A 15,911-nucleotide genomic window follows, 5' to 3' on the forward strand; every position below is an offset into this window, starting at 1 on the left:
TACGGAATTAGGTCGCCCACTTACCCAAGTTACGCCTTAAATTTGGATCAATTAGGGGCGCTTTGCATTTCAAATCTTTGTGCAACAAAGCCCAGAAATATTGATCGTTTCATTTGCTTTAGCACTGTATTTAAAAAAATTATAAAAGCTATTATTTTTTATGGTATTCCTAAAACCAATCTGTCTAGGATTACTCATTGTCCCACTTTCACCAGAAGGTTGTTTAATTGCTGAATTTCCCGTAACACTAGAGAAGAATAAAGTACCATTACCTCGTATATCACTAGGTAAATGAAAAATTTTTCGGCTATTGGTAATAAAATGATATTTTAAATGATCATCACAATAATAGTTTTCATCTTTAACATTGTTTTCATTATATATATCATAAATTGTACCCAACCCTCTCCCACATCTTTGTTTATTTTGCAAAGTGAAAGGTAATTCATATTCAGCTTTCAAAAAAATAATACTTTCAGGATTACCATTGAAATAAAAATAATTATAAAAGTTATTAGTACTTATCTTGTATTTTCTTGTGCTGTTTAAATATGTAGGATTTAATAAACTACCACCTAATAACAGTTCGTTGGGAAGTTGTAGCTTTTTATTATCAGGAGTATTTATATTTTCTTTTGTACTACCCCCATTCCCATCACCTCCACCACCACAACTTGCAATAAAAAAACTGAATAATAAAGAAGCTATGATTATTTTTTTCATAAAAATTTAACCCATTAACATGATTATCTAATTAGTAATTAAAAAATAATAATATTAATTTGAAAATTAAAATGTCAATATTCATTCATCGTATGATAAAACGGATCTGATAAATCCTAGTAGTAATTAATTATAATACTTATAAGCCCTTCTCACGTTTAAATCTTGCCAGTTTGCGTTCCGCATCAAAATAGTCAAATTCAATCCGTTCCTGTTTGATTTTCAGTTCACGAATCCGGTGAATATAAGTCTCCCGATTTTCCTTACTCAGTTTTGGATCGAGCAAATAACCTTGATAACGTTCCAATTCATCAAATAGCTGATCTTTGGCTTTTTTCGCCTGATAATACTGTGCAGCCACATCATGATAAGGTTTCAGTTCAGCATGCTGCGCCACCGGGCAGATCTGATAAGAACCTGTGCCGTCTAAACTGGACTGAAAGATGACCTCAGGCTGACAATATTCAAAACGACCTTTGGTATAACCTGTGTCATAGAGTGCCTGATTCGGCTGAATATTGGCTTTGGCACAGGCTTTTTCATATTCTGCAAAGCGTTTCTGGCGTCCAGCGAATGCATCTCTCTGCCCCACATCCAGCCAGTCTGCTACCTGACATTCACTGACCGACATCACAGCACAGCCATTTAATCCAACACATGCAGCAGACAATAAAACTAGCAGCAAACGCATCCACCATCCCCAAATTCTGATTGATAATTCAATATTTAATTCAGTTAAGACTATATTGGATTTACACCAGTTCATCTAGAAGAAATCAGCGGATTCATCCTAGATTATTAGCTAGGCTTGGACTTGAGGATATTGATACTGAGGATCATATTCAAAGGCAGGATGTCGCCAAATCTCATGCATCGGGATTTTCACATCCAAAGCCAGTGGCAATTTTTTCGGATTAAATTCCATCTCGTTTAAATTACTGCCCCAAGCTATCAGATCAACATCCAGACTGATCTGATGCGAAGGACGAATACGTCCTGAATCTGATTCCATCTGTTTCAGCTGTACAATCACTTCATCTTCAGTCATGTTGGCTTTAAGCAGACAGGCAGAGTTCCAGTAATCTGCTCCAATCCCGTCACGACACGGAATGATATAGATGGGAGAAAACTGAACTTCGCCCCAAGTAGCAATACGTTGTTGTGCAGCTTGAAAATGTTGCTGAGGATGACAATTACTCGCCAGTGCTAATGCGAATATCGTTTCGGTGGCGTTCAAGACGAATCCCTACAGAATTGGCTTGCGCGATAATGGCAGGCTTACGAATTGTAATCTTAATCGATTCAATTGCTGCAAAGGTAGTAAAAAGTGCATTCAGTACCAATTTTGCCGCATGTTCAATCAATTCTGGTTGCGCCTGCTGAATGGTTTTCGCTGATATTTCACAAATTTCGGCATAATTCAGCGTATCTTCCAAGGCATCTGAATTTGAAGCTTGTTCGAGATCGGTCTGAATTTCCAGATCGAGCATTAAAGGTTGAATAATTTGACGTTCCCAGTCAAAACAGCCAATCACTGTCTCAACTTTCAAACCTTCAATGATAATTGCGTCCATTTTTCACTCAGGAGTATAGCAAGTATAAATAATCTCCCTAAATCTCTCTTTAATAAAGAGGGACTTATTCCCTTAGATGTTAATGATCAATAAGGAACTCCTCCCTTTTATAAAGGGAGGTTGGGAGGGATTTAAAAATTAATTCTTCAACAATAGATTTGGATCTATGGTCTGAATCATCTGCAAACGCTGATCCGCATAGATATCCGTGTATGGCGCTAACACACGCATGAAACGGTCGAAATACAGCATTTGCTTAAACAGCAAGGCAAAGTCACGCGGGAAGCGGATACCATGACGCTCACCTACTGCCACCATATCCATCATGATGTCATTCAAATCGCCTGGATTTGAGCTGAGCAATTCCTGAGGATCAGCCATAATCACACCACTAAACAGACGCTCAAGATCCGCTGCCAGTACTTTGGTATCAATCTCAACCGCAGTCATACCCATTTTCAGCATGTTTTCAGCCATCAAGGTGTAATTGGTATTTTGCAGTGCATCCATAAAAGCGATACATGCTGTCCATACTTCTGGCTTAAGCTGGCCCACGATTCCAAAATCAATAAAGCCAACACGGCCATCTTCCAGTAGCATCAAGTTCCCAGCATGCAAATCCGCATGAAAACTCTCACACATCATCAAACTGCCGAACCAGGTATTCATCGCGGTAATCAGTACCTGAGATGGGTCTTTCGCTACTTTTTTTACCACATCAAAATCAGTCAGTGACACACCATACAAACGCTGCATGGTCAGCACACGGCGGGTTGAATACTGGTGATAAACCTTCGGTGCAGTCGCTGCCCGGTTCTGGGTAATATTTAGGTAATTGACAAAGTCATCCAGATTCTTGGCTTCCTCGATAAAATCAACTTCACGCACCATACGTGTTTTGATTTCTTCCACGATATCTGCCAAAGATGCAAATTTAACTTTAGGCACTGCCTTTTCAAGCAGTTTGGTCGCCCAGTGCAATACATTCAGGTCGGTATAGAGAATGGTTTCTACACCCGGCTTTTGCACCTTGATCACCACATCTTCGCCAGACACCAGTCGTGCCGCATGGACTTGCGCGATTGAGGCAGAAGCTAATGGTTTTTCTTCAATAGAAGCAAAGATTTCATCCAGATTACGACCTTCAAACTCGGATGCCAGCACCTGCTGCACATAGCTAAATGGCAGGCTTGGTGTCTGATCCAGACAGCCTTGAAACTCCTCGACGAATTCACGAGGAAATAAAGATGGCGTAGAGGCAATAAATTGGCCGAGCTTGATATACGTCGAGCCTAAAGATTCAAAGGTTTCGCGCATCAGCTTGGCATTACTTGGTTTTTCTGTAGCGTATTTAATGCCTGCACGCGCCGCAATCACAGCCGTTTCACCGACCCGCTTCACGGAACGCAAACCGTCAAGGAAGATATTATTTTTCATAATGTCTAGGTAATTTCAAATTTTCTCGAGTTTAGCAAATATTCAGGCTTAACAGGATGATCTTGCCTGACAAATTGGACAATTCGCATCTTTTTCAAATTTAAGAATGCGTTGCTGCATGGTGCTACCCTCCCATAATAACAGCTTCTGGCGCAGCGGCATCTGGCCTAAACCTAAATATAACAAAGCGTGGTGTGCTTGCAGGCTGGCCATCACATTTGGTGTGGTTGCCAGTACACCGGAATCAGCACAGCGCATCGCGGTATCAGTTTGGTCTTCCTGCGGAAACAGGCAGTTATAACAGGCTGAATCGCCTTCAGACATAAATAGCTGCCCTTGCAAACCGATTGCAGAAGCACTGATTAACGGCACATCAAACTGTCGACAAGTTTGATTAACTAAATAACGAGTTTCAAACTGATCGCAACCATCTAGAACTAAATCCTGATGCTGAATTAAAGCTTGGGCATTATCTTTGGAAATCGCCTGATTATGATATTCCACGTGGATATGAGGATTGATTTGCTGTAATCGCTTGGCCAAGGTTTCTGCTTTATAAAAGCCGATATCTTGCGGGGTAAACGCCAACTGACGCTGTAGATTACTAATCTCAATGGTATCCGGATCAATCAGGGTAATTTTTCCTACTCCGGCTCGGGCTAATAATTCTGCTAGAACACAACCAATCCCGCCACAACCCACAATCAGGACATTGGAATATTTTAGTTTTTCCTGAGCTTCGATATCCCAGCCATTTAGGAGAATTTGGCGTGCATATAGATGCATTTCTGCATCGCTTAGTTCCAAATCCAACTCATTTTTATTTGCCACAAAAAAATCCTATTAAATTAAAAATTAAGTTTGGGAGAAAAAATAGGGGAAATTAATCAGATTTCAAAACCAATATAAAAATAATTAACCAGACAAAAACAAATGACTCTAGCAAATGTTGAATAACCTTCTCTTAGGGTAAACCATGCAAAGATATAAGGCATGAAGAAAATCCCTAAACCTAAAAGCAAAGTTACTTTTCGTTCTGGTTGAGAAGAAAAACTCTGTAGTGGAAGAGTTGGAAGCGTATTTTCAGAAATTTTTACACTTTTTGAAGAGGAATTTAGTTTATGCGTATAAGAAAGACCTGTACCTGGAACCCCTAAAGTTGACTGTACTCCACGTTTACCCGCACTAACTCGGGCACCTTTAGTACCCATTGATACACTACTGATCCCCTTTTGAGTCAAATTTAATCGGATGCCCGGAGCAATTTTTATACTCTTCCGGAAATTGAATCCCATATTTTCCCCTCAATGACTAGAAATTATATTTTTATTAATGCTTCTACTGCACTATCAATCAATGCATAAACCTCTTTCGGATCAATATTTTGTTTCATAAATAAAGAATCGATAAATGATTTATTGATACTCGCACCAAATAGCATATCGGCTAGGCCTTCACTTGATAGCTGAATACGGCGCTGATTTTCCGGAATACGCTGAATACAATCAATCAAATTATTCCGAGCAATAGAAATAGCCGCTTCATAAAATGTATTGGAAAGATCTTCCATTCCAAGTTGACCGACAATCACTAGACGGCATAACTTGATATGTCGATCTGAGAGCACATGATTAGCAATCCCATACAGGCATTCTTTCAGCTGCTGGACTGGATCATCACTCATATTCACCGAAACATCATCTGACCAGACATAAGAAGACGTTACCAAAGACTTAAACAGTTCCTGCTTATCGGCAAAATGCACATACAGAGTTTTCTTGGACATACCCGCAGCTTCAGCAATTTCCGACATGGTGACCTGCTCAAAGCCTTTTTCACCAAAGAGCTTTTCTGCCGCATTTAATATTTCCTTACGACGTACCTCTGCTGTCATCACCACTGGTCGACCCACTTTTGTCATAGTCACCACTCTTAGCTAAAGAATATTTTTAATTTGATTAGGTGCCATTTTCTTAAATAGCTTTGACTGAATTATGACAGTAACCACCAATCCTGCAATGCATTTGGTTATTGAATCCCTGCAGATGATCAACCTCTTTAAATCCGCATGTATATTCATTAGCAAATAACACCCAGTTTTTATTCAATACACTATATAAAAACAGTTGACCTTATTACGAATGCAATCCCAATAACCAAGTTGAGAAATTTTATAAAAATGTAATTACATTGTTATTTCATTAACAACACTTAAATGTAAATTATTTATCTATTCGTACTTTCATTTTTGTAATCATCATTCAGCTATATATTCTAAAACTTTCACTCAATTCCAGTCATATATTTATTTTATTCCAACAACGATTTTCAATTCCCAAATGATTTTTACCAGCATGTAATCACAACGCTATTGTTCACGTTTTCTGTAGTAACTCCCTGCTCTTGCGTATGGATCTGTATAGGTTCAGTGAGACTGTCAGCATGCCTTTCCAATTATGTTTAAGCTGCTATCACGATCCAGCTTTAACTTTAAATAAAATTGGAGATTACTCATGGCAGAACAACATGCTGAACATAATCAACGTGAAAAATTATGGGAACTCATCAAAGACGTACGCTTTACCATGATTAGCCATCAGACTGACGAACAGGAAATTCATTCCCAGCCGATGACTATGCTGAATTCAGAACAACTGAACGAACGTCAAAATCTGTATTTCATCATGAAAGATACCAATGACATTGTAAAAGCAATCAATGCTGGTCGTACGCATTTAGGCCTATCTTTTGCAAAACCGTCGAATGATACTTATATATCAATTAGTGCACATGGTGAAATCAGTACTGATCGCGCTTTAATAGATAAATTGTGGAATCCTTGGGCAGAAAACTGGTTTCAGGGCAAAGATGATCCAAGTATACGTGTACTCATCGCGCGTGCTGTCAGTGCCGAATACTGGGATGTGAAAGATAATAAAGTTACGCACCTGTTCAAAGTCTTAAAAGGCAATGTGACAGGCAAACCTCAAGAGCCAGATACAGAACATGAAAAACTAAACTTATAAAAGAATCTGTATGTGGAATATATTAAGCCTCTTCAATAAGAGGCTTAAGTTTTGGAAAATTCAAATAGGTAGATGTGTTGAATGATAACCAAAAGTTCTTTCTTAACTCTAAAATTAAATTATTAATTCAATCATTTATATAAGTAGCACTGAACAGATATGAAAGAAAAGCTCTGAGAGCTTAGGCTATTTTGCTGCCATACGAATTGCACCATCCAGACGGATCACTTCCCCATTCAGATAAGTATTTTCCAGAATATGCCCAACCAGTTTGGCATATTCAGTCGGCTTAGCTAAACGAGGTGGGAACGGCACCATTTGTCCTAATGAATCCTGCACATTTTGTGGCAAGCCTTTCAGCATTGGTGTTTCCATAATACCCGGAGCAATGGTCATCACGCGAATCGCATTTTTAGACAGCTCACGTGCTAATGGCAGAGTCATCGCAACCACCGCACCTTTGGAAGCAGAATACGCTGTCTGCCCGATCTGACCTTCAAAAGCAGCAACCGATGCTGTATTGATAATCACACCGCGTTCCTCTTCATCTTCTTTTAATTCATATTTCGCCATCAGCTCAGCAGCAAAACGCAGCATGTTAAAAGTACCAGTGACATTAATATTTAGCACGCGTTGGAACATCGCCAGATCATGTAATCCGTCACGACCTAGAATTTTCGCCGACGGCGCAATCCCGGCACAGTTAATCAGACCATTGAGCTGACCATGACTTTGTTCCAGATTCTTAAAAAAGGCTGCAGCAGCGCTTTCATCAGTCACATCCAGTTGCTGAAATTGCGCATTTTCACCTAGTTCCTGAGCTAGGCTTTGCCCCAATTCCCGGTTCATATCCATCATGACCACACGGGCATCATGTTCAACTAGATAACGTGCGGTTGCTGCACCCAATCCAGAAGCCCCACCCGTGACCACAAATACTTTTTGTTTAATTTCCATTTTCGATCCTAGTCTTTTTCGTTTTCCTAAGACTAATCTTTGCCCAAAATCGAAGCAAATCGAACTATGAACACAACAGTTTATTTATTGTTTATTCATTCATTTTAAGACCAAAAAACGATTAATATTTTTAAATATTAGTTAAGAGATTAATTTTCAAAAACATCTCGTTTTCAAGTTTTATCACTAAAAAAAATGAAACTCTAGGGTCATCCTATACCCTTTGTATTTAGAGTTAATTTAGATTATTTTTCACGCAATATGACTTAGGTCGTAAGTGCTTTCTCTCCCGCTTAAGGTGTTCTTATGTTAAAGATGACTGATGTTCTTGGCCAAAATCTGGTTCAAAACTTCTCTAATGCTTTATCTCATTCAGCTGACCTGCTTTCTGAACAGTTAAGCAAAGAGATTCTGAATGCTTCTGATGCTGCGCTCAAAGATGCAGTGGTGGCATTTTTAAACTGCATTGATATCAATGAAGCTGCGGCTGCACTGGAAATCGCACCGGAACGTATTGAAAGCCTAAAACAAGGGATTGCACTGAAAGGCGAGCAACTGATCGCAGACACATTGAAAATTGTGACTTTGGGTCTGGCGATGGAAACCAATGCACTGGATCAGATCGAAGTATCTGACTGTCTGCAAGACTATCCAATGTAAAAATATCTAAACAAAAAAGCGGTCTTGAGGGCCGCTTTTTTATTGTTGTTTTTGATCGATCCCACTTTTTATTTCAGAATCACTGCTTATCAAGCCCAACGATATAGATGTGGTATTTTTAGCTAAACTCAACCCAAATCTGCTCAACTAAAATAATTTATTTAAATATAAACACTTAAATAAAAAACAGCTCTTCATATTTTATTTCTCGATTTAATTATCTGATTTTCTTTTTTGTCTGTTTATTCATTTACCGCTATTTATGTCGAAAATTTCCTCCTTATATTAGAGTTCCCCATGTATAAATCATTATCAACAACGAAATTAGGCTTAATTGCAATTTCCATTTCCCTGGTGAGTGGCTTAGCTGCGGCAGCAATTCCAAATGAACTAAAACTCGATTACGCTTACTATGCCCCGACCAGTCTGGTAGTTAAAGAATAAAAACTCCTGGAAAAAGCTCTACCAAACACCAAAGTGAAATGGGTATTTAGTCAAGGCAGCAACCGTTCCCTAGAATATCTAAATAGTGGCAGCACCGATTTTGCTTCAACTGCAGGCCTAGCTGCAGTCCTCAGTCGCGCTAACGGCAGCCCAATCAAAACCGTATATATCCAAAGCCAACCTGAATGGACAGCACTATTAGTCAATAAAGATTCCAATATCAAATCATTAAAAGACCTAAAAGGGAAAAAGATCGCAGCCACCAAAGGTACGGATCCATTTCTGTTTACCCTACAAGCGTTGGATACAGTTGGTCTGAATAAACGTGATGTGCAGCTGGTTCATCTGCAACATCCAGATGGCAAAACTGCTTTGGAACGTAAACAAGTGGATGCTTGGGCAGGTCTGGATCCACTCATGGCCTCTGCTCAGGTACAGTCTGGTGCCAAACTGCTGTATCGCAATGTTGGTTTTAACTCGTATAGCGTACTCAGTGTCAAAGATAGCTTTGCTAAACAAAGTCCAGAAGCCATTGAAGCCGTGATTAAAGCCTATGAACAAGCACGTAAATGGGCTAAAGCCAATCCGGACAAACTGGCAGCCTTATTGGCTCGCGAATCCAAACTACCGCTAAATGTTGCCAAGTTACAACTGAGCCGTACCAATCTAGATCAGAATATCCCAACCGCAAAACACATTGGTGCCCTGCAAAAAGCCGGATCAATCCTGACTGAAGAAGAACTGGTACGTAAAGGTACCAATGTGAATCAGGTCATCAACCAGCTGTTTGATGCCAGATATGCGCAAAAGGTTGTGAATAAGTAATGTCTGTTCCAAATACCATTTCAGAACAACTGGCAAAGCAAGATCAGCCCAAGTCAACTCTCTTTCCACGTAGTATTAGCCTGCTCAAGGGAATCACCATCCCGGTGATTCTCCTGCTCCTTTGTGAAATACTGGTTCGTAACGGCGTGATCGAACCGTATTTACTCCCTGCACCGAGCAGCTTATGGCAATCCCTGATGGAACTGGCTGAAGGTGATCTTCAGCAACACCTCTGGGCCAGTACCTGGCGCGTGTTTGTCGGCTTTGCGATTGGTAGTGGTCTGGGTTTGATATTCGCGATTCTAGTTGGTCTGAACCACCATGCCGAAGAGTTTCTAGAGCCGACTTTTTCTGCCATTAAATCCATTCCCAGTCTGGCCTGGATTCCACTATTGTTACTTTGGTTAGGGATTGACGAAGCATCTAAAATCACCCTGATTGCGATTGGTGCTTTCTTCCCCACTTATACCAATACCGTAGCTGCCATCCAGGGTGTGGACCGCAAGCTAATCGAAGTCGCAAAAGTCTATCGTTTGAAATACTGGCAACAGATTCAGCAAATTGTGCTCCCTGCAGCTTCACCGGGCATTTTGACGGGTCTAAGAAACAGCCTGAGCCTGTCTTGGATGTTTATGATTGCGGCTGAGCTAATTGCTGCCACTCAAGGAATCGGCTATTTGCTCAGTGATGGTCGTGAAACTTCCCGTCCGGATATCGTCATTATTGCCATTATTCTACTGGCAGTACTCGGCAAAATTACTGACAGTATTATGAAACTGTTAGAAATCCGCCTACTCCGTTGGCGTGATGTGATCAAAAAATCCTAATCGTAAAAAAGCGACCTCAAGTGGTCGCTTTTTTATTCAGCCAATCAGGAACATTAATGTGGCCATTGCCCCAAAGTTACCCGGTCATTACCACCATAATCTCTGACGGTACGTACCTGTTTATAGCCCGCTTGGATAAATAAATGGCGTACAGCTTCGCCTTGGTCATAACCATGTTCCAATACCACCCAACCATTGACTGTCAGATGTTTTTTGGCTTGCAGAATAATCTGTTCTAAATCTGCTAAACCATTTTTTTCCGCCACCAATGCACGCACCGGCTCAGTTGCCAGATCTCGCATGTGCTCATCATCCGCATCGATATACGGCGGATTGGAAATGATCACATCAAAAAACTGACGACCAAAGGGTTTCAACCATGAACCGAGTACAAACTTTACCTGATCCAGGCCATGTTGTTCAGCATTAAATTTGGCCACTTCCAGCGTTGGCTCGTAAATATCCGAAGCAGTGACTGACCAATTGGGACGTTCCGATGCCAGTGATAAAGCAATCGCACCAGTACCGGTACCCAAATCGACGATTCTGGCATCTTCCGGCAAGTCCAGTTTCAGCACGGTTTCCACCAACACTTCAGTATCTGGGCGTGGTACCAAAGTGTCTTTGGTGACTTTGATATCTAAAGTCCAGAATGGTTGTGAACCGGTCACATAAGCCAATGGTTCACCCGCCTGAATCCGGGCCAGACCATCAACATAGGCTTGTTCCTGTTCTGGAGTTAGCTCCCGGTCTTTTTTCATCATCAAATCAAAAGCATCGATCTTGGTGATGTGTTCCAACAACCAGGCATTTTCCTGACGCTCGTAGCTTTCAGGTTCGCCTCGCAATGCGAGGGCTTGTCCAATATTCATTAGCCACCATTCTGCTGTGCAAGTAAAGCCAACTGATCGGCTTGATATTCACGATGCAGACTATCCAGCAGCTCAGTCAGATCACCTTCCATAATCGCATCCAGCTTATATAAAGTCAGGTTGATACGGTGATCCGTCATACGGCCTTGCGGATAATTATAGGTACGGATACGTTCAGAACGATCACCTGAACCCACCAGGTCACGACGCATCTCTGAGGTAGCTGCATCCGCTGCTGCACGTTTGGCATTTTCCAGACGAGAAACAAGCAGCGCCATCGCTTTAGCCTTGTTCTTATGCTGAGAACGCTCATCCTGACATTCCACTACGGTACCTGTTGGAAGGTGAGTAATACGCACCGCAGAGTCTGTTTTGTTAATGTGCTGACCACCGGCACCGGATGCACGGTAGGTATCAATACGTAGATCAGCCGGATTAATATCCACCGAAGTATCCACATCCACTTCTGGCAGGATTGCTACAGTACATGCCGAGGTATGCACACGGCCTTGGGATTCTGTCGCAGGCACACGCTGTACACGATGCGCGCCACTTTCAAATTTCAGGCGACCATAAACGCCTTCGCCATTCACTAGGCAGATGACTTCTTTATAGCCACCGTGCTCACCTTCATTTTCAGACAGGATTTCGATACGCCAGCCTTGTGATTCTGCATATTTGCTATACATACGGAACAAATCACCCGAGAAGATCGCTGCTTCGTCACCGCCAGTACCGGCACGGATTTCCAGATAAGCTGAATTGGCATCATTCGGATCTTTCGGAATCATCAGGATGTTCAAATCAGCTTCAAGCTGTTCAATCAGGGCTTTATTTTCCTTGATCTCTTCCTGTGCCATTTCCTTAAAGTCAGGATCAGACAGCATTGCCTGTGCAGTTTCGATGTCTTCTTCTGCCTGCTTGTATTTGCTCCAGACTTCGGTAATTTCAGTCAGGTCATTGTGTTCGCGAGATAACTGACGAAAACGTTTGTTATCAGAAATGACTTCTGCATCTGCCAGTAAGGCATTCAGTTCTTCGTGTCGGTCGGAGAGTTGGTCTAATCGTAAACGTAACGATTCTTTCATTTTTAAAAGTTTCTCAAACAAAGGCTGTGTCTAAATAAAGGGCTTAGCACAGCGAATTCAAAAATTGCGCCTAGTTTAACGATTCTCAGCCCTAAAGAACATCTTTATTGATGGAGAGCTGCCTCTCTCTTAACTATGGCTAGAAAATGTGCAAATACTTCATTTCTCGGCATAATTGCTGCTTTTTCCAGCGTTTCAATCCTTATTCTTTACTTATTTTACAAAGTCGCAAATAAAGCAGGCAAATATGGAGATTTTTCTTCACATTGTAATGACAATATTTTGTTACCTTTTCCAGCATCAAAACACAACACAATCCGACCACGGATACGGAGTTCTAACATGAAACTGAAAGCAGTTTTATTAAGTACCGCTTTGGCTGCTGGCTCAATGATGACTATTAACGCACATGCAGACAGTACAGCGCGTGTAGCAGCAGCAAGTGCTTTAGGTAGTGTTGCAGGTACTGCATTGGGTAAAAATATGGGTGGTAATACCGGTGCAACCATTGGTGCAGCCTTAGGTGGCGCTGGTGGTGCTGCCGTAGCAAGTAACAAGAAAAACCGTACTGCTTCTGCTATCGGTGGTGCATTAGGTGGTGGTACAGGCTACACCGTAGGTAAAAACATGGGTGGCACCAGCGGTGGTTACATCGGTTCTGCTCTAGGTGCAGCAGGTGGTGCAGCACTAGGTAATAAAATCTCTAAAGATAAAGCTGCTGAAAAACGCTCAAAACACTGGAGACGTCACCGTTAATAGTCAACGGTTCTCTGCGAAATCGCAATATTACATTTGACTTTAAAAGCACCTTCGGGTGCTTTTTTAATTCTTTCTAAATAGTTCCAACTGGCTGTAATGCATGAAATTTATAGCTTCAGGATTATGAATAAATTAAGGAGAAAAAAATCACAATTCATCTACAGACTCTTCATGCTGTTTGACTGTTGCTCCCGTAAATTGAACTCATCGACAAATACAGCTAGAAATGAAAAGGTGTACTCATGAACTATAAATCTCTAATGATCGCAGTTGTTGCCACTTCAGCCATGGGTATGACTGCTGCAAATGCGGGTAATACAACCAACACAGCTTTGGCTTCTGCCCTCGGTGGTGTCGTAGGTGGTGTGGTTGGTAACAAAATTGGTGGTACCACTGGTGCAACCATCGGTTCAGCAATCGGTGGTGGTGCAGGTGCCGCAGTATCTGCAAACAAACGTGACCGTAATGGCGCCATTATCGGTGGTGCTCTAGGTGGTGGTGCAGGTTATGCCGTAGGTAAAAACATGGCAGGTACCAATGGTGGTGTGATCGGTGCAGCACTGGGTTCTGCAGGTGGTTCTGCTTTAGGTAAAAAAGTCAGCGAAGACCGCCGTTATGATGACCGCTATGACCGTCGTTACAACTCATCTCGTAACTACCGTACTAAAGGTTACAGCTACAACAACCGTGGCTACCGTCGTTAATAGTTAAAATAATGTAGTCTCTTTTATAACTCTTCCCTCTTTTTAAGCATCTTCGGATGCTTATTTTTTTGCCTGCGTTTTTATCTTTGCTTTTGCTTACACTTATATCGTTTTTTTTCGATATACAAATCTGACTGATTGTCGTATCCTCAATTCAATGACTTGTTACTTGGATTACGCATGACGACTCTTGCTGACACTAAATTTGCTATTCTGGACCTGGTTCCAGTACGTGAAAATAAAAGCATTCAATCTTCATTGCACCATGCATTAGATTTGGCGCGCCATGCCGAAAAATTAGGTTATGACCGCCTATGGTTGGCTGAACACCACAATATGTCAGGTATCGCTAGCTCAGCAACAGCAGTACTGCTCGGTTATCTGCTGGCCAATACTACAACTTTACGTGTGGGTTCCGGCGGTATCATGCTACCTAACCATGCCCCCTTGGTTGTGGCTGAACAGTTCGGGACCCTGGCAACACTCTATCCAAATCGTGTTGAACTTGGTCTGGGCCGTGCCCCAGGAACAGATCAGCTGACTATGCGTGCACTGCGTCGTGGTCGTCAAGAAACTGAAGACCAATTCCCACAGGATGTATTAGAGATCCTGCAATATTTTAAAGATCCGGAACCTGACCAACGAATTATTGCGACGCCAGGTCACAGTACTCATGTACCAGTCTGGCTGTTAGGTTCTAGCCTGTTTAGTGCCCAGCTTGCAGCGAAACTCGGTCTGCCTTATTCCTTTGCTTCTCACTTTGCCCCTCGTATGTTGGGACAAGCAATTCAGCTGTATCGTGAAAACTTCGCGCCTTCGGAATATCTGGATAAACCTTATGTGTCTATGGGTGTTCCTACCGTCGTTGCTGAAACCGATGAAGAAGCGCAGTATTTAGCAACCTCTCCTTATCAGCGCATTATTGCAATGTTCCGGAACCAGCGTGGCAAGTTAAGACCACCGATCGATAATATTGAGGAGATATGGTCGCCTGCGGAGAAAATGTCAGTGCAGCAGTTTTATGGCATGGCACAGATCGGTTCCAAAGCCACGGTTAAAGCTGGCCTGGAACAACTACTAGAAAAATATGAGATCGATGAGTTTATCTTTACCTGTGATATTTATGATACCGAAAAGCGTTTACGGAACTTTGAGCTGTTGATGCAGATTAAACAAGGTCTTTAAGTACTTATATAAAAGTATAAAAATCAAAAACCGCTGCCTGTCAGCGGTTCTTTTAACATGAATGACGACAGAGAGCTTAAATATCATATTGAGAGCAAAAGTTGGAGATTAACTACTCAGAATAGCTTTAACGCAGTATTAGGGATGACTTGTTATTCTATTAAAGTTGCTTTACGCCCCTGCCGAGATTGTTTATACCTGTGTCATCAGAATAAAAATTAAGCAATAACAGGAAAACATCATGGGCGCTAAGCAGGATGCAAATGTTGGCATTTTTGAAAATCAACCGGAACATTTTACCCATTTCACCGGACAACGCATCGATTCTGCTGAACTAAAGGATGCTAATTTTCACCATTTACGCGTTGCCGTAGTCGGACTAAATCAGGCTGCAGTAAGCCATCTGGATCAGATTTGCCAGCAGGCCAGTTCCGTCAAAGTATTCCAGATCGAACCAAAATTCGTCATCCCAAGTACTAGCCGCAGCCTGCAACGCCTGCTCAATCACCCCTTGATCAGTAAAAACCGCAATCTGGTCAGTAGCCGAATAAAAGGTTTACTTTCATTACGCTTCCTGGAACATCAGGTCAAAAACCCTTGGTTGCGTCGCCAACTCATGCCTAATCTGGCAGCTTCAAACCGCACCTACTTAAAGTCAGATAATTTTTATACTGCCCTGCAACGGGAAAACTGCGAACTGGTTACCTGGCCGATTCTGAAAATTTCTGAACATTCGATCCATTGTGTAAATGGCGATAAGCATGAAATTGATGTGATTATTCAGACTTACTAAGCGAATTCTTTTTATTTTTTTTAGATATATATTTCAA

The 15,911-nt window shown here is 41.6% G+C and carries 18 protein-coding genes and 1 pseudogene; 8 read left to right on the top strand and 11 right to left on the bottom strand.

What is annotated here, in order from left to right; translation table 11 throughout:
* Positions 1-69: 69 nt before the first annotated feature.
* The 8 genes from GW12_RS14740 to GW12_RS14775 form a co-directional block, all read right to left on the bottom strand.
* Positions 70-723, bottom strand: coding sequence for a hypothetical protein (locus GW12_RS14740; RefSeq protein WP_034589023.1), 654 nt, complete (start codon positions 721-723; stop codon positions 70-72).
* Positions 724-862: 139 nt separating this feature from the next.
* Positions 863-1,414, bottom strand: coding sequence for a DUF2799 domain-containing protein (locus tag GW12_RS14745; RefSeq protein ID WP_034589026.1), 552 nt, complete (start codon positions 1,412-1,414; stop codon positions 863-865).
* Positions 1,415-1,525: 111 nt separating this feature from the next.
* Positions 1,526-1,960 carry a 2-amino-4-hydroxy-6-hydroxymethyldihydropteridine diphosphokinase gene (locus tag GW12_RS14750; RefSeq protein WP_034589027.1) on the bottom strand — a complete coding sequence of 145 codons (435 nt, stop codon included), beginning with the start codon at positions 1,958-1,960 and terminating at the stop codon, positions 1,526-1,528.
* Positions 1,917-2,297, bottom strand: coding sequence for a dihydroneopterin aldolase (folB, locus tag GW12_RS14755; RefSeq protein ID WP_034589030.1), 381 nt, complete (start codon positions 2,295-2,297; stop codon positions 1,917-1,919). Before folB ends, GW12_RS14750 begins: the two co-directional genes overlap by 44 nt.
* Before the next feature lie 138 nt (positions 2,298-2,435).
* Positions 2,436-3,734 (bottom strand): AarF/ABC1/UbiB kinase family protein, encoded by a 1,299-nt coding sequence (locus GW12_RS14760; protein ID WP_034589033.1) that lies wholly within the window; start codon positions 3,732-3,734, stop codon positions 2,436-2,438.
* Positions 3,735-3,782: 48 nt separating this feature from the next.
* Entirely contained in the window at positions 3,783-4,520 is a 738-nt protein-coding gene (locus tag GW12_RS14765) for a HesA/MoeB/ThiF family protein (RefSeq protein WP_052127942.1), read from the bottom strand.
* A gap of 101 nt (positions 4,521-4,621) precedes the next feature.
* Entirely contained in the window at positions 4,622-5,029 is a 408-nt protein-coding gene (locus GW12_RS16245; protein WP_081403514.1) for a DUF4236 domain-containing protein, read from the bottom strand.
* Positions 5,030-5,052: 23 nt separating this feature from the next.
* On the bottom strand, positions 5,053-5,655 hold the full coding sequence (locus GW12_RS14775; RefSeq protein ID WP_034589038.1) for a TetR/AcrR family transcriptional regulator: 603 nt from the start codon (positions 5,653-5,655) through the stop codon (positions 5,053-5,055).
* Between the two features lie 592 nt (positions 5,656-6,247).
* Here GW12_RS14775 and GW12_RS14780 point away from each other — a divergent pair.
* Positions 6,248-6,760 carry a pyridoxamine 5'-phosphate oxidase family protein gene (locus GW12_RS14780; RefSeq protein ID WP_034589042.1) on the top strand — a complete coding sequence of 171 codons (513 nt, stop codon included), beginning with the start codon at positions 6,248-6,250 and terminating at the stop codon, positions 6,758-6,760.
* A 186-nt stretch (positions 6,761-6,946) separates the two neighbouring features.
* Here GW12_RS14780 and GW12_RS14785 read toward each other — a convergent pair whose 3' ends face one another.
* Complete coding sequence (locus GW12_RS14785; RefSeq protein ID WP_034589045.1) at positions 6,947-7,717, bottom strand: 3-hydroxyacyl-CoA dehydrogenase; 771 nt, start codon at positions 7,715-7,717, stop codon at positions 6,947-6,949.
* A 306-nt stretch (positions 7,718-8,023) separates the two neighbouring features.
* On the opposite strand from GW12_RS14785, the gene GW12_RS14790 reads away from it, so the two are divergent.
* The 3 genes and pseudogenes from GW12_RS14790 to GW12_RS14800 all read left to right on the top strand — a co-directional run bounded on the left by GW12_RS14790 (position 8,024) and on the right by GW12_RS14800 (position 10,473).
* A complete protein-coding gene (locus GW12_RS14790) occupies positions 8,024-8,377 on the top strand; it encodes a hypothetical protein (RefSeq protein ID WP_034589049.1) in 354 nt (117 codons plus the stop codon).
* A 297-nt stretch (positions 8,378-8,674) separates the two neighbouring features.
* Positions 8,675-9,646: pseudogene (locus GW12_RS14795) on the top strand (aliphatic sulfonate ABC transporter substrate-binding protein).
* A complete protein-coding gene (locus GW12_RS14800) occupies positions 9,646-10,473 on the top strand; it encodes an ABC transporter permease (protein WP_034589051.1) in 828 nt (275 codons plus the stop codon). Before GW12_RS14795 ends, GW12_RS14800 begins: the two are co-directional and overlap by 1 nt.
* A gap of 53 nt (positions 10,474-10,526) precedes the next feature.
* On the opposite strand, the gene prmC is transcribed toward GW12_RS14800, so the two are convergent.
* Positions 10,527-11,345, bottom strand: a complete 819-nt coding sequence (prmC, locus tag GW12_RS14805; RefSeq protein WP_034589053.1) for a peptide chain release factor N(5)-glutamine methyltransferase — start codon at positions 11,343-11,345, stop codon at positions 10,527-10,529.
* On the bottom strand, positions 11,345-12,433 hold the full coding sequence (gene prfA, locus GW12_RS14810; RefSeq protein ID WP_034589057.1) for a peptide chain release factor 1: 1,089 nt from the start codon (positions 12,431-12,433) through the stop codon (positions 11,345-11,347). Before prfA ends, prmC begins: the two co-directional genes overlap by 1 nt.
* 342 nt (positions 12,434-12,775) lie before the next feature.
* Between prfA and GW12_RS14815 the strand changes: the two genes are divergently transcribed.
* The 4 genes from GW12_RS14815 to GW12_RS14830 all read left to right on the top strand — a co-directional run bounded on the left by GW12_RS14815 (position 12,776) and on the right by GW12_RS14830 (position 15,874).
* Positions 12,776-13,189 (top strand): hypothetical protein, encoded by a 414-nt coding sequence (locus GW12_RS14815; RefSeq protein WP_034589059.1) that lies wholly within the window; start codon positions 12,776-12,778, stop codon positions 13,187-13,189.
* A 245-nt stretch (positions 13,190-13,434) separates the two neighbouring features.
* On the top strand, positions 13,435-13,896 hold the full coding sequence (locus tag GW12_RS14820) for a hypothetical protein (protein WP_034589061.1): 462 nt from the start codon (positions 13,435-13,437) through the stop codon (positions 13,894-13,896).
* Between the two features lie 180 nt (positions 13,897-14,076).
* Positions 14,077-15,081: an LLM class flavin-dependent oxidoreductase gene (locus GW12_RS14825; RefSeq protein ID WP_034589063.1), complete on the top strand. Its 1,005-nt coding sequence runs from the start codon at positions 14,077-14,079 to the stop codon at positions 15,079-15,081.
* A gap of 241 nt (positions 15,082-15,322) precedes the next feature.
* Entirely contained in the window at positions 15,323-15,874 is a 552-nt protein-coding gene (locus GW12_RS14830) for a hypothetical protein (RefSeq protein ID WP_034589064.1), read from the top strand.
* Positions 15,875-15,911: the final 37 nt, after the last annotated feature.

Source organism: Acinetobacter sp. HR7 (assembly GCF_000773685.1).
GTDB lineage: Bacteria > Pseudomonadota > Gammaproteobacteria > Pseudomonadales > Moraxellaceae > Acinetobacter > Acinetobacter thermotolerans.